Raw genomic sequence first — 20,228 nt, forward strand, 5'->3', positions numbered from 1 at the left:
GGATTCCGGGGTCTGAGTTCCACGATCAGCTCGAGCGTGGCCGGTTCTCGTCGATGAGCCGTTCGAGTTCGCGAGGGTTCCTGGTCTGCAGCAGGACGCGGCCCGGACCGGTGAAGTCGAACACCAGCCCCTCGCCGGACTTCAGCGTCTGCATCGTCTTCCCCTGTACCGCTCGACGCACGTCGAACGTCATCGCGAGGTGGTACGCCACCACGTGACCGGTGTCGATGGTGACGCGTTCCCCGGGACCGAGGTCCATGACGTCGATGGCGCCGTACACACCCAGCAGCACGTGCCCGCGTCCCGACGCCTTGTAGCCGAAGGCGCCCTGGCCGCCGAACATCTGCTTCATTCCGCCGAACTGCGGGTCGACGGTGACGTCGGGGGAGTTGCCGAGCCACGAACCGTGGCCCACGAACCACTCCTGCCCGTCGGCGACGTCGACGGTGATGACGTCGCCGGGGAGCTTGCCGGCCAGGTCGACCCAGCCGCCCTGGTCCGGTGCCGTGTACGTGGTGACGTAGAAGGATCCGGCGCTCAGCGCGCTGCGTTTGAGTCCGCCGAGGAATCCGCCCGGGGTGCTGCTGCGGATGTCCACACCGGCCGAACACGCGAGCATCGCCCCGCCCTCGGTGTTCAGCGATTCCCGTGGCGCGAGGCGGCATCGGGCGACGGTGTTGGAGGGGTTGTGCCGGAGTTCGACGTCCATGCGCAGACGATAGAGCAGCGACGACCGCCGCGCGCGGCACGTGAGAGTGCCCGAGAAATTACTTTCGGGTAGCTCTGGTGTTGACGCCCGGTTACAGACATAATCCGATGCGTGAACAATGTAGGTGTTACCTCGAGTAACCTGATCGCACAGGCGCCGGCCGGTGGCGGCGCCGCGCTCGATCAGGTCTTCGGCATGACCGCGGCAGCCGGTGTCATCTCGCTGTTCCTGCTGTATCTGGCCGTGATGCACCGGACGAGGCGCATCACGTGGCTGCAGCGCCTCGCGGACTACGCGGGCGAGAAGCTGCACCGCCCCGGGTGGGTGGCGCTGCCGCTCGTCATGTTCATCTCGACGATCCTCACCGCGTTCTTCGGCTTCATCTGGGACGTCAGCCTGCACATCGGACGTGGTCGCGACGAGGGCCCGTTGGCCAACCCGGCGCACTACTTCATCCTGGTGGGCCTGTTCTTCCTGTTCATCGCCGGTGCGCTGGCGATCATCCTGCCGCGCGACGAGAAGCCCGGTCCGGCAGCCATCAAGATCACCCGGACCTGGTACGCCCCCACCGGCGGGCTGCTCATCGCCGGTTCGGGCCTGTACGCGCTCATCGGCTTCCCGCTCGACGACATCTGGCACCGCATGTTCGGCCAGGACGTGACGCTGTGGGGACCGACGCACCTCATGCTCATCGGCGGCGCCGGGCTCTCGCTCGTCGGCGTGCTGCTGCTCGAGCACGAGGGGCGCGTCGCGATGGCCTCCACCGCCGTGACCACCGCCGCCACCGGCGGTGAGCCCGACGGCGAGACGAAGGCGGACCCGGCGCAGGCCGTCGACTCGCGCAAGCGCTCGATCATCACCTGGTTCATGCGCAGCTCCGCCTTCGGTGGTCTCGTCATCGGCCTGTCCGTCTTCCAGATCGAGTACGACTTCGGCGTCGAACAGTTCCGGCTCGTCTTCCAACCGCTGCTCATGACGGCTGCCGGTGCCTTCGCGCTCATCGCCGCCCGCCTCATGGTGGGCCGCGGATCCGCTCTGTTCGCCGTCGCGTTCGCCGCGGTGATCCGCGAGGTCACCGCGCTGATCGTCGGTCCCGTCCTCGGTGAGCCGCACAGCGTGTTCACGCTCTACCTGGGCATGGCCGTGGTCGTCGAGATCATGGGTCTGACCACTCTCGTCCACCGCCGCCTCCTGTTCGGTGCCGTCACCGGTGTCGCCGTGGGCACCGTCGGCCTGTACCTGGAGTCCATGTGGGTCGACGCCGTCTTCCTCTACCCGTGGCCGAACAGCATGTGGGTCGAGGCGCTCGCCACCTGCATCCCCGCCGGCCTCGTCGTCGGTCTCACCGCGGGTCTCTTCGCGCAGGCGCTCAGCGGTGACGGACTCCCGCGTCCCGCCGTCCGGCGTTCCGTCGTCGTCGCGATGGTGCTGGTGCTCGGCGGCAGCGTCGCCAACGGCTTGATGATCGACGTTCCGCAGGGCGCGAGCGCGACCGTGAGTCTCACCGACGCTCCCCGCGAGGACGGCTTCCGCATGGTCACCGCCACGGTGAGCATCGACCCGAGCGACCTGGTGTCCGACGATCCCGAGTGGGTCTCCATCCTCGCCTGGCAGGGCGCAGGCGACTCGCTGCACGGACTCGTCGTCGACAACCTCGAGCGCACCGGCCCGGGTGAGTACCGCTCCACGCGTGCGATGCCGGTCGACGGGACGTGGAAGACGTTCCTGCGCATCCAGGACGGCCGCACCATGGCCGGTGCGCCCATCTTCATGGCGGCGGACGAGGGCATCGGCGCCGAGGAGGTCCCCGCGACCACCGAGTTCACCCGCGAATTCCAGTACGAGACCAAGCTGCTGCAGCGCGAGCGCTCGTTCGACCACCCGGCATGGCTGTTCACGGCGGCGTGCCTCGTGGTGCTGGCCTGCTCGCTGGCCCTCATCTGGTCGCTGTCCTGGGGCGCCGCGCGCATCAGCCTGGCCACCCCCGGCAACACCGCGACGAAGGGCAGCAAGGAGCGCAGTCGCGTATGACGCCCGATCCGAACGTGATCTACCTCGCGGATCATTCTGTCGTGCTGGCACTTCCGGCCGTCATCCCCGCAGTGCTCATCGCTCTCGTGGTGATCGTCATCGTCGTGCGTGACCGGCGGGCCGAGCGGGCGGAGAACGCCGAGAACGACCTGAAGGATGCGAACGAGAGGGAGGGCACGGAGTGAGCGGGAAGGCCGGAGGCCGGTCGGCAATCGGCATGCGCGCAGTGGTAGTCGGGCTGGCGGCCTTGGCGCTGGCGGGGTGCTCGCAGGCGGAGCCGGAGACCGAGGCGACGCCCGAGCAGGTCTCCTCGACACCGGCCACGTCCGTAGCGGCGTCCGACGTCCCACGCATCACGCCCACCACCACGCTCGACGTCTCCATCGCGGGCGGTGAGGTCACCCCGGTCGACCAGCGCCTCGAGGGCAGGGTCGGCGAGGAGATCCTCGTGACCGTGTCCAGCGACGCGGAGGACGAGATCCACGTGCATTCCGTTCCGGAGCACAGCTTCCCGGTGGCGGTCGGTGACGATCAGCAGTTCCGCTTCACGGTCGACGTGCCGGGCTCGGTCGACATCGAGTTGCACGAGGCCGACGTCACCGTGGCGACGGTGCTCGTCCGGTCGTGAGCAGCGAGCTCCTCGCGCACGGTCTCGGCGGGTCGACCGACCTGCCGATCCCGGTGACGTACGCCCTCATCGGCGGTGCCTGGGCGCTGGCAGCGTCCTTCGCGGTCCTGTTGTTGGCGTGGAAGACTCCGCGTCTGGCGCCCGATCGACACCTGGTCCGGACGCCGCTGGCGCGACTCGTGGACGCTGCCGCGTTCCGGGGCGTCGTCGGCGCCGCGTCGGTGGCGCTGGCCGTGTGGGTCGGTGCGGCGTCGGTGCTGGGTCCGCAGGACGCATCCAACGCGCTGCTCGGCGTGTTCTACGTGCTGGTGTGGGTCGGGCTGGTCCCGGCATCGCTGGTCTTCGGGCCGGTGTGGCGTACCGTGTCCCCGGTCCGCGCGCTGTATCGCGTTCTGCCGCACGGCCGGCCGCGGGCCCTGCCCGACGGCATCGGGGTGGTCCCGGCGGTGCTGGGCCTACTGGCCTTCGTGTGGCTCGAACTGGCGTCGAGTGATCCCGGTTCGGTTGCCGCCGTGCGTACCTGGTGTCTGCTGTACGTGGTGATCCTGCTCGGCGGCGCCCTGATCTTCGGCGAGGAATGGTTCGCGCGCGCGGATCCGTTCGAGGTGTTCAGCGACACCGTGGCGCGGTTGTCGATCCTGGCGCGCGACAGGGAGTCCCGCGCCCTCGTGCTGCGTAACCCGCTCGACGGTGCCGCCACCCTCCCCGTACGACGCGGAACCGTCGCCGTGACGGCCACGCTGCTCGGCTCCACCGCGTTCGACTCGCTGGCGCAGACGCCGAGTTGGAAGTCGTTCGCGCGTGACCTCGGTGACCCGGTGCTGATCCGCACGGCCGGCGTGCTGGCGTGTGTCGCACTGGTGGGCACCGTGTTCTGGCTCGCGGCGCGCACCAGCGGCGGTGTGACGAGGGAGCGTCGCGCGCAGTTGCCCGGCTTGCTGGCGCACTCGCTGATCCCGATCGTCGTCGGGTACTTCTTCGCCCATTACCTCACCTATCTCGTGGAGAAAGGTCAGCAGAGCGTCTTCACGTTGTTCGATCCGTTCGACCGAGGATGGAATCCGCTCGGCATCGCGGACGCGTCGGTGAACTACGCGTTGTCCTCGCACCCGTCGGTGGTCGCGTCGATCACGGTGCTGTGCGTGGTGATCGGGCACATCGTCGGAGTGACACTGGCGCACGACGCGGCTCTGCGGCTCCTACCGAAGAAGGATGCGCTGCTCGGTGAACTGGCACTGATGCTGGTGATGGTGCTGTACACCTTCCTCGGTCTCTTCTTGTTGTTCGGCGCATGAATGGTCGTTGACCTTTCCGTGACCGTAGGTTACCGTCCGGTAGGTTAGTGGCGCCCATCACAGGGGAGGGTGCCGATCAGAGCATGGGGGCTCGTGTGCGGCGTCGTTCCACGGTCATCTCGGGCGTTCTCGTCGCCCTCCTCGTCGCATCCGGTACCGCGGTGCCGGCCGCGGCGGATCCCACCGGCGGCGCGGACGCCGTCGCCTGGACCGCCGCGGCCGATGCGCCGCCGCACTACCCGCAGGTGGCCATCGACTGGGACGTCCCCATCACGATGAGTGACGGAACAGTGTTGCAGGCCAACATCTACCGGCCCGCCGATGCGTCCGGTCGCCCGGTGGAGACCGACCTCCCGACCGTCCTGAACATCACGCCGTACACCAAGCTCGTGGGCAACCTGATCGACTCGATCCAGCAGATCCCCGGGGTGAGCGAGCCGGTGCTCGACTTCCTGGCGAGCCTGAACTTCGCCGGTACGCCGTTCGACGGCATCACCGATCTCACGCAGGCGGTCGACGGCGGGGGCCTGCGCATCTTCGCCGTCAACCGGAACCTCGTCCAGAACGGCTACGCCCAGGTGGTCGTCGACGCCCGCGGCACCGGGTTCTCGCAGGGCGCATGGGACGTGTTGGGTCCACGCGAGCAACAGGATTCGGCGGAGATCATCGACTGGACCTCACGGCAGTCCTGGTCGGACGGTCAGGTCGGCATGTCGGGCATCTCCTACTCGGCCATCAACTCCGTGCAGGCCGCGGCGCTGCGTCCGCCGGCGCTGAAGGCCATCTTCCCGGTCGAGCCCGGCAACGACCTGCTGCGCGACATCGTGGGTACCGGCGGCGCGTTGGGTGTCGGGTTCATGCCGCTGTGGCTCACGTTGGTCAACGTGCTGAAGTTCGTCCCGAACGTGCAGTCGATCCTGCAGGGCCAGTTCGACACTCGGTGGCTCGCCGATCGATTGGCTGATCCGGCGATCCTGATTCCCGAACTCGCCAACGCTTTCACGGCGCCGACCATTGCCGACATCCGGCCCGAGACACTCGGTGTCGCGCAGGACGGCGAGTTCTACGCCGACCGTTCGGCGGATCTGTCGCAGATCGAGGTACCCACCATGGTCTACGGCGGCTGGCACGACATCTTCACCAACAGCGAGCCGCGCATCTACAACGACATACCGGTCGCGCCCGGACGCAAGCAGCTGATCATGGGCGACGGCTACCACGTCAATCCGGGTGCGGGCTTCGGACGCCCGGGCAACCCGCCGCGACTCGATGCACTCGAACGCGCGTGGTTCGACCATTGGCTGAAGGGCGTCGACAACGGTGTCGAGAAGTACGGCCCCGTGACGCTGTTCCAGCAGGGCGGCGGGTGGACCACCACCGATCAGTTCCCCCGAGCCGGAGCGCAGTCGCAGCGCACCTACCTCTCCGCCGCCCCCAGCGGCACCGCCGGGCACAGCCTCCATGACGGCACGCTGTCCTCGTCGCCGACGTCCGACACCGCGCGCCTCACCGTTGCTCCCGGGCTGCGCGGGGTCTGTTCTCGCGACGCCGCGGTCGGTACTGCGGGTGCGGCGGCGATCCTGGGGTCCGTGTGCACGAAGGACTCCCGGTTCAACGAGGCCGAGGCGCTGACGTTCACCAGCGCGCCGGCCGAGAGGCCCACCCAGATCTCAGGTGCCACCAACCTGCATCTCAACACGGTGCTCGATCGGCCCGACGGCTTCTGGGCCGCGACGATGAACGACGTCGCGCCGGACGGCACGTCCACCCCGATCAGCCACGGCGCTCTCACCGCGTCGCTGCGCCAGATCGACGAGGGCAAGAGCACCCGCTCCGCCAACGGTGACTACATCGACGCCAAGCCCGCGCTGACCTTGGCCAGCAGGCAACCACTTGTGCCCGGCGTCCCGACCACGGTGGACATCAACCTGCTCCCCACGGATGCCGTGATCGCGCCGGGCCACCGCATCCGCATCGACGTCTACGCCGCCAGCGTGCCGCGCTACCTGCCACTGGGGCCGATGCTCGTCGACTCCGCGCTGGCACCCCAGCACGTGCAACTCGACCCCGCGAACCCCAGCTTCGTGAACATTCCGTATGTGAACTGAGCGGATACCGTGACCATGTCGCGTCCTCGCAGGCGGTTCGGTCGCCGGTATCGGTGGAACACTTCGTGACATGTGGTGGTTCGTCATCGGCTTCGTGGCCGTCTGGATGGTGGTGTCGGTCGTTCTCGGCGTCCGAGTCGGCCATGCCATCCATGTGGCCGACGTCGAGGAAGACGTAGAGCATGCACACGACGTCGACGGTGACGCGCCACTCGCTCCCACGAGGTGATGGGGACCGAGATCGGATTGTGATCGAGCACGGCAATCCTCGCGAATGGCCGTGACGAAAACTCGTCGTGACGACACCGCACCACCTCGGGACCCGCTCGTGACCACGGGCTGGATGCTCGTGGTCGGCATCGCGGTCGCGTGGCTTCTCATGGCGGTCCTCATCGGTGTCTGGATCGGTCGCGCCGTCCGCAAGGCGGAGCGCGACGAGCGCGACGCGCGTCGGCAGGAGTCGACTCTCGAACACCGCCGCGACTCGGCGGCCTGACGACCGACCGTTAGAGTGACCCTCGAACAGTCGTTCAGCGAGGGAACCCGGTGCGATTCCGGGACTGGCGCGCAACGGTGACGAGCTTCGGCTCGAAGTCCGATCGCTTGCTGTCCGGCACCACCCTCGAAGCTCCGCGCACGGGCTCCCAGCAGGACGGCACAACCGAACATGACCCCACGCCTCGCGATCGCCGCTGTCGTCACGACAGTCGGCCTCCTCGCCACAGGATGCTCCACCGGCCCGACCACGACGGCTGCGGCCGAGGCCGGAAGCACCTATCCCGTCACCCTCGAGAACTGCGGCCGCACCGTCACCATCGACGCGCCGCCGCAGCGCGCCGTCTCCCTCAACCAGGGATCCACCGAGATCCTGCTGTCCCTCGGGCTGGAAGATCGGATGGTCGGTACCGCCACCTGGACGGACCCGGTACGGGCCGACCTCGCGGACGCCGACGCGCAGGTTCCTCGGCTGGCGGACAACAAGCCCTCGCTCGAGGTGGTGCTGGACACCGAGCCCGATCTGGTCACCGCGTCGTTCGGCGGAACGCTGGGAGAGGGTGGAGTCGCGGACCGCGACCGGTTCGATGCCCTCGGCGTCCCGACGTACCTGTCGCCGACCGACTGCATCGGTAAGTCGGCCACCAGCGTCAACGCTGACGGTGCCCGGGACGAGCCACTGAGCATCGAGACGGTGTTCGAGGAGGTGCGCGATCTTGCGGCGATCTTCGATGTCCGCGACCGAGGGGATGCCCTCGTCGACGAGCTGCGAACGCGCTACGACGCGGCATCCACGCCGGTGTCGGAGGCGTCGCTCGCGTACTGGTTCGCCGACACCACCGCCCCCTACATGGCCGGGTGCTGCGGAGCGTCCGGTGTCATCTCGAACGCGGTGGGCGTGCGCAACGTCTTCGCGGACACGAAGGACGAATGGCCGCAGGTGAGTTGGGAGAGTGTCGCCGACCGCAACCCCTCCGCACTCGTGCTGGCCGACCTCAGCCGGCGCAGCATCGACGGTGACGCGCTGGCGAGCAAGATCGCATTCCTCGAGAGCAACCCGGTGACGAGTCGCATGCAGGCGGTGATCGACAAGCGCTACATCGTCGTGAACGGTGCCGACCTCAATCCGTCGATCCGGACCATCGACGGTATCGAGAAAGTGGCTGCGGCACTGCAGGAGTGGTCGAACGGGTGAGGGTGCGACCGGCATTGGCGGTCGTGGCCACGCTGCTGGCGGTCGTCGCGTCGGTGGCGGTGTCCATCGCGCTGGGCCCGGCGAACGTGACGGTGCCCGACGTGGTCGCCGTCGTCGTCGCGCATCTCGGTGGCCCGCCGGCGGACGTCAGCCGCATCCAGGACGGCATCGTCTGGGAACTGCGGCTACCCCGTGCACTTCTCGCGGCCATCTGCGGGTGCGGCCTGGCGCTGTGCGGCGCGATCATGCAGTCGCTGCTGCGTAACCGCTTGGCGGATCCGTTCGTTCTCGGCATCTCGTCCGGTGCCTCGACGGGCGCGGTGTCGGTGGCGGTGCTCGGTGTGGGTGCGGGCGCACTGTCGCTGTCGACCGGCGCCTTCGTCGGTGCTCTCGTGTCCTTCGTGCTGGTGATGATGCTGGCCACCGGCGCGGGCGGTGGGACAGGGCCGGTGATTCTGGCGGGAGTGGCTGGTACGCAGTTGTTCTCGGCCCTCACCTCGTTCATCGTGCTGTCCTCCGCCGACGCCGAGCAGACGCGCGGGGTGCTGTTCTGGTTGCTGGGCTCGCTCGCCGGTGCCGGGTGGAGCGATGTCGCGGTGTGCGCCGGCGCCGTCGGGATCGGGGCGGTGGCGTGCGTGGTGGCGGCGCCGTCGCTCGACGCGGTCACGCTGGGATCGGACACGGCCCGCGCGCTCGGTGTCTCGATGCTCCGCCTGTCCGTCGTCCTGCTCGGAGTCACTGCACTGATGACCGCGACCATCGTGGCGTCGGCGGGAGCCATCGGGTTCGTCGGGCTGGTCATCCCGCACGCGGCTCGCATCCTCGTCGGCACCGCCCATCACCGCGTGCTGCCGGTGTCCATGGCGATCGGTGCCGTGTTCATGGTGTGGGCGGACACCCTGGCGCGCAGCGTCTTCGCACCGCAGGAGATTCCGGTGGGGGTCGTGACGGCGCTGGTGGGTGTGCCGGCGTTTGCGATCATCCTGTTGCGTGGAAAACGCTGATCGTGGAATCTGGACCCCGGAATCCGGGGCGCCGTTTCCACTATCGACGCAGTGCCCGACGAACTTCGGCGATCACGGCATCGGGCTCTCGAATCAGCCGGTGGTAGGTGAACCGGAGCACCGTCCAGCCGTCGTTCACGAGCGCGTTCTGACGCACCGCGTCGTGGGCCATGCGCTCGGCCGTGCGGTGATACGCCCAGCCGTCGATCTCGATCGCCACCCGTCGGTCGACGAAGGCCACGTCGATCACGTAGCCGCACGATCGCACGGCGCACTCCCATCCCGTGATGCGAAAGGTGCGCAGCAGTCGAAGGAAGATTCGCTCCGCCTCGGATTCGCCGCCGGTCGCCGCGTGCACGAGCATCGCCGCGGCGCGAGGGCTGCCGACACGTCCGGGGTTGCGAGCGTGGGCACTCTGCAGCCGGTCCAGTGATGTGCGGGTCTGCAGTGCGCGGTCGAGGAACTGGGTTCCGTCGCCGGGCCGTGCCTCCTCCAGGATCACGGCGGTCTCCAGCACAGTCAGAGCGAGGCCGGTGACGCGGAGATCACGGGCCACCGCCACGTCGACTGCAGGAACGTCGCGTCGTCGCACGGTGACCGACCGATCGAGGTAGCGCCGAGCACGCGGAATGGTCACCCAGGAGTGGGCGGGCGGCCGCTCGAGCAGGCCGAGCCACCATGCGGCGGTGGGCCCACTCGCCAGTGCTCCGCGACCGCATCGGAGCACCGCGATGCGCACCATCGCCTGCTGGGTGACCGGTTGACCTGCCGGCATGTAGATGCCCGACGCCATGCGGGTCCAGCGACCTGCGGACACGCGGCGTTCGAGCGCAGTGGACGACAGCCCCAGTGCGAGGGCCTGCGCCCGGCTGATGACGCCGTCGTGCCGACCAGCGAATCTGTCCAGTTCGTTCACGCACTGTTGGACGGGCGTGGGCCCACCGGGGATCCCCGCAGGAACAGTGGAATCGGAACCCCGGATTCCGGGGTCTGACATCCTCGATCAACACCCGCGCGGCGGCGGCTCCACGAGGTGATCGCGTGCCCGCGCGACGACGAACGCCTGCGCCGCCGTCTCCGTGCCGTGAGCGGATCGCACGGCGTCTCGGTGCAGCACGTATCCGCTGTCGATGAGCAGCGACTGCACCTCGTCGACGTCGTGGCGGAGGTAGTCGAGGTGCACGTCCCGCCCGAACGCGGTGCGCAGCTCGCGGGTGGGTGCTGCGGTCTGGAACGCCAGCAGCAGCCAGCCGTCCGGGACGGTGACGCGGCGGAACTCGGCGAACAGAGCGGGCAGATCGGCGGTGGGGGTGTGCACGATCGAGTACCAGGCGCACACGCCGTGAACAGAACCGTCGGCCAGGGGGAGCGCGGTCATGTCGCCCACCACCCAGGAGGCCGGCCCCGATGCTGCGGCGATCATGCCGCGCGACGCGTCGAGGCCTAGGACGTCGAGGCCGGCACCCGCGAGCTCGCGTGCCGCCTGGCCGGGCCCGCACCCGGCGTCGAGCACCGTCGTGCCGCGCGAGGACCGTACCGAGCGAGCGAACGACGACAGGAACCCGCGGTCGAAGGGGCGCGAGCCGAGCTCGTCGGCGAAGGCGGCCGCGTAGTCCGGGGCGATCGCGTCGTACTCCGAGTGCATGCGAGACAGCGTAATTGCCTGGCACCGAGGTACCCACACCTCGTACCGTCACTGACTCACCGACAACGAAGGAGATCACCATGCCACCGACAGGCGCGGGAACGCGGCTGCTCAACTGGGCCTCGGCCATCGAGGACGCCACGTTGGAGCAGGCGCGTCGCACCGCGGCCATGCCGTTCATCCACCCCCATGTCGCCCTGATGCCCGATGCGCACCCCGGAATGGGAAGCGCTGTGGGCACGGTCATTCCGACACTGCGCGCGGTCATCCCCGCCGCGGTCGGCGTCGACATCGGGTGCGGGATGATCGGCGTCGAGACGACGCTGACTCACAGCGACATCACGGACCTCGACCTGGCGCAGCTGCGTCAGGACGTCGAGCGCGTCATCCCCCTCTCGCCCGGCAACTACAACGGGCACCTCGACCGCTTCGAGTTCACCGCTGCCAAGATCGCGGAGCTCGAGGAACTGGCCGAGAAGAGCGGGGTGGACCTGTCGCACTCGCCGAAGTGGCGTCAGCAGCTGGGGTCTCTCGGTGGTGGCAACCACTTCATCGAGCTGTGTCTCGACGAGCGGGACCGGGTGTGGCTGTTTCTGCACTCGGGTTCGCGAGGGGTGGGCAACAAGATCGCCAAGAAGCACATCGCGATCGCGCAGAAGATGTGCGAGAAGTGGTGGATCCAGCTGCCCGACCGTGACCTCGCGTACCTGGCCCAGGGCACGCCCGAGTTCGATCGGTACATCGCGGATCTGACGTGGGCGCAGCGGTTCGCGTACCTCAACCGGGCGGAGATGATGGATCGGTTCCTGCACCAGTTCGCGCATCGGGCCGGTACCGACACGAGTGTCGAGTCGGATCGAATCAACTGTCACCACAACTACACCCGGCCGGAGAAGCATGCCGGCAAGGACGTGTGGCTCACCCGTAAGGGCGCAGTTCACGCGGCCGAGGGTGTGCGGGCCATCATTCCGGGCAGCATGGGAACGCGGTCGTACGTCGTCGAGGGCAAGGGCAGCGCGAGCGGTCTGCACTCGGCTCCGCACGGTGCGGGTCGGCGGTTCTCCCGTGCCGAGGCGCGCAAGCGCTACACGCAGGACGACCTGCGTGAGCGGATGGTGGGGATCGAGTACCGGGACTCGGCCGAGTTCATCGACGAGATCCCCGATGCCTACAAGTCCATCGACGTGGTGATGGAGGATGCTCGCGATCTGGTCACGGTGCTCCACGAGCTCCGCCAGATCATGAACGTCAAGGGCACCTGACGACCCCGATGGCCCTGCAGTGCAGGGCCATCGGACGTCACACGCTCCGCCAGGCGTCGTCCTTCACGAACTGGACGGCCTGCGGCCCCATCAGGGCCATGCCGCCGTCCACGACGAGGGAGGCGCCCGTCATGTACGACGACGTCGGGCCGGCGAGGAACGCGACGACGGAGGCGATCTCCCGTGCGTCGCCGGTACGCCCGAGCGGGACACCCGGCCGGGGGTTGCTCTCGGGGTTCTCGTCGGTCTGACCGGTCATCGGTGTCGAGATCTCGCCCGGTGCAACCGAATTGACGGTGATGCCGTACTGCGCGAGCTCGATCGCCATCACCTGCGTCAGTCCGCCGAGACCGGCCTTCGCGGCGCAGTACGGTGCCGCACCGACCTTGGGCAGGTGTTCGTGCACGCTGGTGACATTGACGATGCGCCCGCCGTGGCCCTGCTCCACCATCAGCCGTGCGGCGTGCTGGCCACACAGGAACGCCCCGTCGACGTCGACCGACAGCACCGTGCGCCACGAGTCGAAGTCAAGGTCGAGGAACGAGGTGGCGGTGCCTGTGCCGGAGCAGTTCACCAGCACGTCGATTCCGCCGAGCTCACTGGCCAGCGAGTCGACGGCGAACGGGGCGCCCGGGAGGTCGGTCAGGTCCATGTGGGCACTGAACCCGCTGCACCCGAGCGCGCGGATCTCCGCGACGGTGGCCTCGGCGCCCTCGCGGTCGAGGTTGTAGGTCACCCCGACGTCGAGGCCGCCGCCGGCCAACGCGACGGCCACCGCGCGGCCGATGCCGGAGTCGCCGCCGGTCACGACGGCGGTGCGGGGAACGAAGTCGGAACCTGGTGTCGTCATGGCCGGGCCATACCCGCTCAGAGGGCGTTCATGCCGTTCTGACGTCTCAGGATCGGAGTGGAGGTGGGGCGCCCCAGCAGGAACCCTTGCACCATGTCGGCACCGAGGCTGCGCGCCGACTCCAGCTCCTGCGGCGTCTCGATGCCCTCGTACACGCATTCCGCACCGATGGCGGCCGCGAAGGTGGTGAGGGCGCTGGCGGCGGCGCGGCGCATGGGGTCGGTGTCGATGCCGCGGACGATCGAGGCGTCGAGCTTGAGGACGTCGGGCTTGATCTCGACGAGCTGACGGAGACCGGAGTAGCCGGCCCCGACGTCGTCGACGGAGATGGACAGGCCCTCGTCGCGCAGATGATCGAGGGCGGCGCCGAGTGCGGTGTAGTCGCTGACCAGGTCGTGCTCGGTGATCTCGACGACGACGCGTCGGCACTCGGCGGCCTCGTCGAGGATCGGCACCAGGTCGGTGGCGACGATGGTGGTCGCCGAGACGTTGACGGCGAGGAAGACGTCGGTCGGGAGGTCTCGGGACGCCGCGACGGCGCGTCGGACAGCAGCGAGCTCCAGCGGGATCTGCAGGCCGTCGGCGGCCGCGTCGAGGAACCAGCTCTGGGTGGTGCCGTGCCCGGAAGGAAAGCGGGACAACGCTTCGTAGCCCATGACCCGACCCGTCGACACCGACAATACGGGTTGGAAGACGATGGCGGGCCCGCCGTCGGCGATCAGCTCGGCGACGTGGTGGTTGCTGCGCGGAGCCACGGCGTCGCCGTACTGCAGGAACGCGGCGGCGGTGAGGGTCTTGCCGAGCGCGACGGTCACGGTGGTGCGGTAGTCGACCGGCACGGTGGAACTGGTGCACGTCATGCTGACGGTGGCGCTGCGCAGGCGGGTCGACTCCACCAGGGCGCGCGCCGCGGCGAGCCGCTCGGCCACGTCGTCCGCGGAACCGAGCCAGACACAGGCGAATTCGCTCGGTTGGGTCCGGGCCACGATGGCGTCGGGAAACGCGTCCGTGAGGAGACTCGATGTCTCGGCGACCAGGTCGTGGCTCGTGGCGCGGCCGAGGCGTCGCTCGATCTGCACGAAGTCCCGGAGATGGACGACGGCCGCGCCCAGGGTCTGCTCGACTCCGCGGGGAACATCGAACCGGGCGACGGCGCCGTCGAGGCCGCGTCGGTTGAGCAGGCCGCTGACGCTGTCGCGTCGGCTGTTCTCGAGCTTGTCGGTGAGGAAGTCGACGTGCATCTTGAGCAGGATCGGCACGATGATCGCAGTGAGCAGGGTGAGCGCACGCGAGAGAACAATCCACCCGGAGACACCGTCGTGTACCGAGAGCACGGACAGCACGACGAGGATCGCCGCGGCGAAGGCCAGCTGGGCCGTCAGGATCCGCCCGGAGACGTACACGCCCGCGAACAACGACACCAGCATCAGCAGGACGACGCCGGGAAGGGCGTCGAACGGCGACCGGGAGGCGAACAGAACGACGGTGATGCCGATATCTGCGTAGACGACGAAAGGAATCGAGTAGCGGAGATTTCGCCCGTAGAGGTAGATGAGCAACGCGGACGGAAGAGTGGTCAGCGCCGCCACGGCGACGATGACGAAGGACGTCCTGTCGAACTGCGGTGACAGACCCCAGGTGATCCCGGCCAGGCCCACGATGATGACCAGCGTCAACACGACGAGACGCATCGCAGGCACGCTCGGGTACTCGAGGCGTGCCGCGGCGTGGTCAGCGGTCGGGATCGGACGTACGGGCAACACACACTCTCGTTCGTCGAGCCGCGTCGACCCCCGACGAACGATGCGGCAGTGAGGAGAAGGACAGGTCGAGTTCCCGGTATTCGGAGCTGCGGTTCGCAAGGACGGGCAAACGGTACCCGATGATCGAAGAATAGATGCCGAGTGAATGCAACAACCGAGAATGGCCTGATTTCGGCCATGATGACAACGTTCGTTGTACCAATTCGCGACGGCTCACTGCTTGCGTGGTACACCGAGTTGCAGTAACTTTTACTGCAACAGCCTGTCGCACCAAGTCGGCCCGGCACTCACGGAGGTTCACGCCATGACGATCACATCCGACACGCGCTCCGAGTACGAGCAGACGCTGCGCACCCTGTCCGAAGCGTCCGTTCACCAGCACTTCGATGCCTTCCTCGACATCCCCTGGGACGATCCGCACTACGCGATCGTGGCCGACGATCCCCGCTGGGTGCTCCCGGCAGCCGATCCGCTGGGCAACACCGAGTGGTACCGGTCGCTCCCTCTGGATCGGCAGATCGCGGTCGGCATGTACCGGCAGGCCAATATCCTCAAGGTGGGTCTGCAGTTCGAGCAGGTACTCATCGCCGGCATCATGAACTACGCGCTGCGGCTCCCGAACGGCTCGCCGGAGTTCCGCTACTCCACGCACGAGGCGACGGAGGAGTGCCACCACACCCAGATGTTCCAGGAGCTGGTGAACCGGATCGGTGTCGCCGTGCCCGGTGGCCCGAGGTGGTTCCGCAAGGCCGGCCCTCTCCTTCCCCTCTTCGCGGGCCCGCTCCCGTTCGGCTTCTTCGTCGGAGTGCTGGCCGGTGAGGAGCCCATCGACCACGCCCAGAAGTCGATCCTCCGCGCCGGTGCATCGCAGCACCCGTTGATGACTCGCATCATGCAGATCCACGTCGCCGAGGAGGCGCGACACATCGGCTTCGCGCACCAGTACCTGGAGCACCGCGCGCCCAAGCTGTCCCGACGTCAGCGGTTCGCGATGTCCATTGCGACGCCGATCATCATGCGCGTGCTGTGCGACGTCATCATGAAGCCCAGCAAGCAGGTGCAGCGCGAGCTCGGAATCCCGCGCGAGGTAGTGCGTGAGGTGTGGTGGGACAACGACGCCTCTGCGAAGACGTTGCGCGACATGTTCGGTGACGTCCGCAAGCTGTCGGAGGACATGGGGCTGATGAACCGCGTCTCGAAGCGTCTGTGGACGAGTCTGCGTATCGACGGACGCCCGTCGCGGTTCCGCAGCGAGCCCGCCTCCGCCGCGGCCTGATTCGATGCCCCACGTCGTCACCGGGACGTGCTGCGCCGACGCGTCCTGCGTCCTCGCGTGCCCGGTCAACTGCATCCACCCCGCGCCGGGTGAGCCCGGGTTCGGGACCACAGACATGCTGTTCATCGACCCGGCGACATGCGTGGGATGCAGTGCCTGTGTGACGGCGTGCCCGGTGGGCGCGATCGTCCCCGACACGAAGCTGACCATCGAGACCGCTCCGTACGCGGCCCTCAACGCGGAGTACTTCGAGCGGTCTCCGCACGCGGACCGCACTCCGCTGGCTCTCGTTGCGCCGCAACGACGTCTGCGCCGCGGTGGCCCGTTCCGCGTCGCGGTGATCGGTGCCGGGCCGGCCGGGCTGTATACCGCGGACGAGCTGCTCAAGCATCCCGAGGTGGCGTCGGTCGACGTCTACGACAAGCTCCACACTCCGCACGGCCTGGTGCGGCACGGCGTCGCACCCGACCACGCGACCACCAAGAAGGTCACCGACCTCTTCGAGGCGATCGAGAACGAGCCCGGCTTCCGCTACGTGCTGGGCGCCGAGGTGGGAACGACTGTCACTGTGGCGCAACTGCAGTCGGTCTATCACGCGGTGGTGTTCGCCGTCGGCGCGTCGTCCGACCGCTTGCTCGGCATTCCCGGTGAGAACCTGACGGGCTCCGTGGCGGCCACCGACGTCGTCGGCTGGTACAACGGCCATCCCGACCATCGGGACGCCGCCGTCACGCTCGATCACGAGCGCGCCGTCGTCGTCGGCAACGGCAACGTCGCCCTCGACGTCGCGCGCATGCTCACCCGCGACACCGAATGGCTATCGGAGAGAACGGACATCGCGCCGCACGCTCTCGACCAGCTGCGGGGTTCTCAGATCCGAGAGGTGCAGATCCTCGGCCGACGCGGACCGGCCGACGCGGCCTTCACCGTGCCCGAGCTGATGGGTCTCGCAGCGCTCACCGATGTCGATGTCATCGTCGAGGCGGATCCCGCGCAGCTGCAGGGTGACGATCAGCGGAGTCGCCTGCTCGCGGAGCTGGCTGCTCGGCCGCGATCGACAGACGCCACGCGCCGTCGCATCGTGCTCACGTTCGCGGTGTCGCCGGTGGAGATCCTGGGAGAGGACGGCCGGGTGAGCGGCGTCCGCGTCGCCCGGAACGACCTGGTCGAGGGTGCTGACGGTGCCGTCGTCGCCGTCCCGACGTCCGACGAGTACGTCCTCGACGCCGGCCTGGTGGTGCGGTCGGTCGGCTTCCGCGGTGTCGGTCTGCCCGGGCTCCCGTTCGATGAGCGCACGGGCACCGTGCCGAACGATCGCGGGCGGGTGGCGCCGGGTGTGTTCGTCGTCGGGTGGATCAAGCGCGGTCCGCGCGGCTTCATCGGCACGAACAAGACCTGCGCGCAGGAGACGGTGGAGGCGGTGCTCGACCACCTGGACTCCGACATCACCGAGCCGCACCACACGCCCGACGAGTTGATCGCAGCGGCGATCCCGCGGGCGGGTGACCTGGCGGCATGGCGCCGGCTGGATGCGGAGGAGCTCGCTCTCGGTCGACGGAACGGTCGGCCGCGCGTGAAGATCGTCGATCGGCTCGATCAGGAGGCCGTCGCGGCACGTGTGAACGTCAGGGCTCCGCGGAGACTACTGCGTACGTGAGATGCTTCGGTGCGATGAGCACCGAGCGCACCACCTCCGGTGACGGCCGGAGGCGACGGTGGGATCAGCACAACGCCGACCGCCGCCGTCAGGTGATCGCCGCTGCCCTCGACGTGCTCGAGCGGGGCGTGCATCCGGGGGAGTGGGTCACGGCGCAGCAGATCGCCGACGAGGCGCGCATCCATCGCACCGGCATCTACCGTTACTTCGCCGACAGGGCTGACCTCGACGTCGCCATCCAGCGCACCATCTGTGAGCAGCTGGAACACACCCTGACGGCGTCGGTGACACTCGAGGGTCTGCCACGCTCGGTGGTGCAACGGGTGGTCGACTCGTACGTGCGCTGGGTGGTGGCCCATCCCACCTGGACGTACGTCATCGAGCAGAACGTCACCGGATTGTCCGAATCACCGCTGCAGAGCACCATCGCCCGCGTCGCCGAGAAGATCGAGGTGGCCGTCGGCGGATTCCTCGCTCTCGTCGACGCCGACCTGGGCGACGAGGACCTGCGCCTGGTCGGACCGTGGGTGTCCAGCCTCATCTCCGGCTGCGTCGGCGCGGTGAGAACGTGGCGCGCACAGGAGGATTCGGTCGATCTCGACACGTTCGCTGCCTTCCTCGCCGACACCATCTGGCTGCAGATCACGGGCCTCGGCGCGTCGCGGGGGATCACGATCCCGAACGTGCCGCTGGAGCGGGTGCTGGACGCCAACTAGGCCGCGGCCGCGTGTGCCGACTGCAACTGACCTCGGTTGCGACGTAGATTGCAGCAATGACGAACGTGCGCTCCGCTGATTACGCGTGGATCACCGTCGACGACCCTTACCTGCTCGACGAAGGATTCTGCCTGTCGGTGTTCTCGCCTGCCACTGTGGACGACGTTCTCGCAGGACTTCCGGCAGTCACCGAGTCGAGCACAGGCGACTTGGGCGCGCTCTGTGATCTTGCCTGGGACAACGGCCGAGATCTGATCGGCGGTGTACTCCAAGTCGGCGAGTCGGTCGTTCTGTACGAACCCTATGGCTACCTCGACGACGACGCGAAGCAAAGCCTGTCGACTGGCCGAGTCGCGGTCAGCGTCGACGGCAACCTCGCTGCCAGTCACTTCCGGTTCTATCGTGACGGAGCGTCGGTGACCATGTTCGAGCACATGTTCGCGGACTCCCGCCAGGGCAACGATCCTGATGCGGTGTTGCCACTGATGGAACAGGTTGGTGGCTTCGACCTCGATCGCGGGCCCGAGGACGATCCAGCCCTCGACGCGAACTACCTTGCGTCGTCATTTGCGCTGTGCGAAGCGATAACTGGTGCGCGGCTCACTTATCGGCTCATGTCGGAGTCGCAGTTCTTGATCTGTCGATTCGCCTGAGTGCTACTGGCCGTAGGTATGGCGAAGGTTGCCATTGATCAGCCTGTCGATGCGCTTGCGCAAGCCACGAACGGCGTCGTCGTCCGGGCGCGGTGGGTCGAGAAGCAAGGTCCACCGGAGGTTCGTCCCAGCGCCATCGTCGGCCAGGTCGAATCGAATGAGAGCATCGGGTCTCGCCGGCCAGAGCGACGACCACACGACCAGCGACGGCGACTCGGTCGCGATGACGCGCGGAAGCGTCTCGTCGTCGAGCAGGTGCAACCACGGTCGTCTGGTCTCTCGACCCGGATGCGCGAGATCGTCGAAGACCACATGACGGGGCGGTGGTTGGTTCTTCCGTCGGGTCACGACCTCGTCCATGCACCGAACCGTACGGTGTCGAGGGGATCGTGAAAAACAGTTTTCCGAGCACCGGAATGCTTGCCACACTGGACCGATGTGGGTCCCCGATCTCGAGTACGTCGACGAATGGACGTTTCCGCTGATCCCCGACTCCGGAATGGGTGCGCCCACCCAGATGGTCGACGCGTGTGTCGCAGTGGGGTCGGACCTGCACTGGCGCCGGTCCGGTGCGCACCTGGACCTCGACAGACTTCGGTGGACCCTCTCGCTCCACGAGACGGGTGTCGTCGGACTCGGTGTGAACTCCAGCGGCCCTCGCCCACGCCTGAAGGCGAGCAACGTCGACGAGAGGACGCTCGGTATCGCGCGGTACACGGTTGACCTGCACATGGATCTGTCCCTCGCGGAGGCGACCGTCGTCATCGCGGACATCGTGCAGACCGAACTCGCGGGGTACCCGCCGTGGGTCGAGTGGCCCGTCGAAGAGAAGCGTCTGCTGTGGCCGACGGTCGTCGACGGCGAGGCAGTATGGCGCGATCCCCGCACCGACCGGGCAGTAGCGCCGATCGGACTGCTCGCAGCGAGAGAGGACGACTGAC

The 20,228-nt window shown here is 68.0% G+C and carries 21 protein-coding genes; 15 read left to right on the forward strand and 6 right to left on the reverse strand.

The genetic code is table 11. The features are described 5' to 3' along the window. Positions 1 to 25: 25 nt before the first annotated feature. The gene (locus QRN16_RS13520; protein WP_051613494.1) at positions 26 to 709 is read right to left on the reverse strand and encodes a TIGR00266 family protein; all 684 of its coding nucleotides are present in this window, start codon (positions 707 to 709) and stop codon (positions 26 to 28) included. Positions 710 to 904: 195 nt separating this feature from the next. On the opposite strand from QRN16_RS13520, the gene QRN16_RS13525 reads away from it, so the two are divergent. The 9 genes from QRN16_RS13525 (at position 905) to QRN16_RS13565 (ending at position 9,465) form a co-directional block, all read left to right on the forward strand. Then, a complete protein-coding gene (locus QRN16_RS13525) occupies positions 905 to 2,740 on the forward strand; it encodes a hypothetical protein (RefSeq protein ID WP_285187406.1) in 1,836 nt (611 codons plus the stop codon). Further along, positions 2,737 to 2,925, forward strand: a complete 189-nt coding sequence (locus QRN16_RS13530; RefSeq protein ID WP_222638821.1) for a hypothetical protein — start codon at positions 2,737 to 2,739, stop codon at positions 2,923 to 2,925. Before QRN16_RS13525 ends, QRN16_RS13530 begins: the two co-directional genes overlap by 4 nt. Before the next feature lie 32 nt (positions 2,926 to 2,957). Beyond that, complete coding sequence (locus QRN16_RS13535) at positions 2,958 to 3,368, forward strand: hypothetical protein (protein ID WP_285187407.1); 411 nt, start codon at positions 2,958 to 2,960, stop codon at positions 3,366 to 3,368. Further along, positions 3,365 to 4,663: a hypothetical protein gene (locus tag QRN16_RS13540; protein WP_285187409.1), complete on the forward strand. Its 1,299-nt coding sequence runs from the start codon at positions 3,365 to 3,367 to the stop codon at positions 4,661 to 4,663. Before QRN16_RS13535 ends, QRN16_RS13540 begins: the two co-directional genes overlap by 4 nt. Positions 4,664 to 4,746: 83 nt before the next feature. Next, entirely contained in the window at positions 4,747 to 6,771 is a 2,025-nt protein-coding gene (locus QRN16_RS13545; RefSeq protein ID WP_285187410.1) for a CocE/NonD family hydrolase, read from the forward strand. A 70-nt stretch (positions 6,772 to 6,841) separates the two neighbouring features. Next, a complete protein-coding gene (locus tag QRN16_RS13550) occupies positions 6,842 to 7,000 on the forward strand; it encodes a hypothetical protein (protein ID WP_155957071.1) in 159 nt (52 codons plus the stop codon). 99 nt (positions 7,001 to 7,099) lie between these two features. After that, a complete protein-coding gene (locus tag QRN16_RS13555) occupies positions 7,100 to 7,267 on the forward strand; it encodes a hypothetical protein (RefSeq protein ID WP_285187412.1) in 168 nt (55 codons plus the stop codon). A 171-nt stretch (positions 7,268 to 7,438) separates the two neighbouring features. Further along, the gene (locus tag QRN16_RS13560; protein WP_222633104.1) at positions 7,439 to 8,461 is read left to right on the forward strand and encodes an ABC transporter substrate-binding protein; all 1,023 of its coding nucleotides are present in this window, start codon (positions 7,439 to 7,441) and stop codon (positions 8,459 to 8,461) included. After that, a complete protein-coding gene (locus QRN16_RS13565) occupies positions 8,458 to 9,465 on the forward strand; it encodes a FecCD family ABC transporter permease (protein ID WP_222638817.1) in 1,008 nt (335 codons plus the stop codon). Before QRN16_RS13560 ends, QRN16_RS13565 begins: the two co-directional genes overlap by 4 nt. Before the next feature lie 40 nt (positions 9,466 to 9,505). On the opposite strand, the gene QRN16_RS13570 is transcribed toward QRN16_RS13565, so the two are convergent. Together QRN16_RS13570 and QRN16_RS13575 are read right to left on the reverse strand one after the other, a co-directional pair. Continuing rightward, positions 9,506 to 10,462: a type IV toxin-antitoxin system AbiEi family antitoxin domain-containing protein gene (locus QRN16_RS13570; RefSeq protein ID WP_285187416.1), complete on the reverse strand. Its 957-nt coding sequence runs from the start codon at positions 10,460 to 10,462 to the stop codon at positions 9,506 to 9,508. Positions 10,463 to 10,468: 6 nt separating this feature from the next. Continuing rightward, on the reverse strand, positions 10,469 to 11,110 hold the full coding sequence (locus QRN16_RS13575) for a class I SAM-dependent methyltransferase (protein ID WP_285187418.1): 642 nt from the start codon (positions 11,108 to 11,110) through the stop codon (positions 10,469 to 10,471). Positions 11,111 to 11,190: 80 nt separating this feature from the next. Between QRN16_RS13575 and QRN16_RS13580 the strand changes: the two genes are divergently transcribed. After that, positions 11,191 to 12,372 carry an RtcB family protein gene (locus QRN16_RS13580; protein WP_285187419.1) on the forward strand — a complete coding sequence of 394 codons (1,182 nt, stop codon included), beginning with the start codon at positions 11,191 to 11,193 and terminating at the stop codon, positions 12,370 to 12,372. 37 nt (positions 12,373 to 12,409) lie between these two features. On the opposite strand, the gene QRN16_RS13585 is transcribed toward QRN16_RS13580, so the two are convergent. Both QRN16_RS13585 and QRN16_RS13590 read right to left on the reverse strand, forming a co-directional pair. After that, a complete protein-coding gene (locus tag QRN16_RS13585) occupies positions 12,410 to 13,222 on the reverse strand; it encodes an SDR family oxidoreductase (RefSeq protein ID WP_285187421.1) in 813 nt (270 codons plus the stop codon). A 17-nt stretch (positions 13,223 to 13,239) separates the two neighbouring features. Continuing rightward, positions 13,240 to 14,913 (reverse strand): EAL domain-containing protein, encoded by a 1,674-nt coding sequence (locus tag QRN16_RS13590; protein WP_285187424.1) that lies wholly within the window; start codon positions 14,911 to 14,913, stop codon positions 13,240 to 13,242. Positions 14,914 to 15,289: 376 nt separating this feature from the next. Here QRN16_RS13590 and QRN16_RS13595 point away from each other — a divergent pair, with 376 nt between their 5' ends. The 4 genes from QRN16_RS13595 to QRN16_RS13610 are packed head-to-tail and all read left to right on the forward strand — an operon-like array spanning position 15,290 to position 19,287. Beyond that, a complete protein-coding gene (locus QRN16_RS13595) occupies positions 15,290 to 16,261 on the forward strand; it encodes an AurF N-oxygenase family protein (RefSeq protein WP_056443859.1) in 972 nt (323 codons plus the stop codon). Between the two features lie 4 nt (positions 16,262 to 16,265). Continuing rightward, on the forward strand, positions 16,266 to 17,918 hold the full coding sequence (locus QRN16_RS13600) for an FAD-dependent oxidoreductase (RefSeq protein WP_285187425.1): 1,653 nt from the start codon (positions 16,266 to 16,268) through the stop codon (positions 17,916 to 17,918). A gap of 14 nt (positions 17,919 to 17,932) precedes the next feature. Further along, positions 17,933 to 18,634: a TetR/AcrR family transcriptional regulator gene (locus tag QRN16_RS13605; protein WP_285187427.1), complete on the forward strand. Its 702-nt coding sequence runs from the start codon at positions 17,933 to 17,935 to the stop codon at positions 18,632 to 18,634. A gap of 56 nt (positions 18,635 to 18,690) precedes the next feature. Further along, complete coding sequence (locus tag QRN16_RS13610; protein ID WP_285187429.1) at positions 18,691 to 19,287, forward strand: DUF6461 domain-containing protein; 597 nt, start codon at positions 18,691 to 18,693, stop codon at positions 19,285 to 19,287. 3 nt (positions 19,288 to 19,290) lie between these two features. Here the strand turns inward: QRN16_RS13610 and QRN16_RS13615 are convergent, their stop codons facing one another. Beyond that, entirely contained in the window at positions 19,291 to 19,647 is a 357-nt protein-coding gene (locus tag QRN16_RS13615) for a hypothetical protein (RefSeq protein WP_285187431.1), read from the reverse strand. Positions 19,648 to 19,723: 76 nt separating this feature from the next. Between QRN16_RS13615 and QRN16_RS13620 the strand changes: the two genes are divergently transcribed. Continuing rightward, positions 19,724 to 20,227, forward strand: coding sequence for a hypothetical protein (locus QRN16_RS13620; RefSeq protein WP_285187433.1), 504 nt, complete (start codon positions 19,724 to 19,726; stop codon positions 20,225 to 20,227). The last annotated feature ends 1 nt before the right edge of the window (position 20,228 follow it).

The sequence above is a fragment of the Rhodococcus sp. MEB041 genome (assembly GCF_030208955.1).
Lineage (GTDB): Bacteria > Actinomycetota > Actinomycetes > Mycobacteriales > Mycobacteriaceae > Rhodococcoides.

Bases quoted from the DNA above. Each gene is read 5' to 3' on its own strand.
- QRN16_RS13615 (WP_285187431.1), bottom strand. From the start codon at position 19,647: ATGGACGAGGTCGTGACCCGACGGAAGAACCAACCACCGCCCCGTCAT.
- QRN16_RS13610 (WP_285187429.1), top strand. From the start codon at position 18,691: ATGACGAACGTGCGCTCCGCTGATTACGCGTGGATCACCGTCGACGAC.
- QRN16_RS13585 (WP_285187421.1), bottom strand. From the start codon at position 13,222: ATGACGACACCAGGTTCCGACTTCGTTCCCCGCACCGCCGTCGTGACC.
- QRN16_RS13550 (WP_155957071.1), top strand. From the start codon at position 6,842: ATGTGGTGGTTCGTCATCGGCTTCGTGGCCGTCTGGATGGTGGTGTCG.
- QRN16_RS13530 (WP_222638821.1), top strand. From the start codon at position 2,737: ATGACGCCCGATCCGAACGTGATCTACCTCGCGGATCATTCTGTCGTG.
- QRN16_RS13520 (WP_051613494.1), bottom strand. From the start codon at position 709: ATGGACGTCGAACTCCGGCACAACCCCTCCAACACCGTCGCCCGATGC.
- QRN16_RS13575 (WP_285187418.1), bottom strand. From the start codon at position 11,110: ATGCACTCGGAGTACGACGCGATCGCCCCGGACTACGCGGCCGCCTTC.
- QRN16_RS13535 (WP_285187407.1), top strand. From the start codon at position 2,958: ATGCGCGCAGTGGTAGTCGGGCTGGCGGCCTTGGCGCTGGCGGGGTGC.
- QRN16_RS13580 (WP_285187419.1), top strand. From the start codon at position 11,191: ATGCCACCGACAGGCGCGGGAACGCGGCTGCTCAACTGGGCCTCGGCC.
- QRN16_RS13545 (WP_285187410.1), top strand. From the start codon at position 4,747: ATGGGGGCTCGTGTGCGGCGTCGTTCCACGGTCATCTCGGGCGTTCTC.
- QRN16_RS13620 (WP_285187433.1), top strand. From the start codon at position 19,724: ATGTGGGTCCCCGATCTCGAGTACGTCGACGAATGGACGTTTCCGCTG.
- QRN16_RS13595 (WP_056443859.1), top strand. From the start codon at position 15,290: ATGACGATCACATCCGACACGCGCTCCGAGTACGAGCAGACGCTGCGC.
- QRN16_RS13605 (WP_285187427.1), top strand. From the start codon at position 17,933: ATGAGCACCGAGCGCACCACCTCCGGTGACGGCCGGAGGCGACGGTGG.
- QRN16_RS13560 (WP_222633104.1), top strand. From the start codon at position 7,439: ATGACCCCACGCCTCGCGATCGCCGCTGTCGTCACGACAGTCGGCCTC.
- QRN16_RS13525 (WP_285187406.1), top strand. From the start codon at position 905: ATGACCGCGGCAGCCGGTGTCATCTCGCTGTTCCTGCTGTATCTGGCC.
- QRN16_RS13570 (WP_285187416.1), bottom strand. From the start codon at position 10,462: ATGTCAGACCCCGGAATCCGGGGTTCCGATTCCACTGTTCCTGCGGGG.
- QRN16_RS13600 (WP_285187425.1), top strand. From the start codon at position 16,266: ATGCCCCACGTCGTCACCGGGACGTGCTGCGCCGACGCGTCCTGCGTC.
- QRN16_RS13590 (WP_285187424.1), bottom strand. From the start codon at position 14,913: ATGCGTCTCGTCGTGTTGACGCTGGTCATCATCGTGGGCCTGGCCGGG.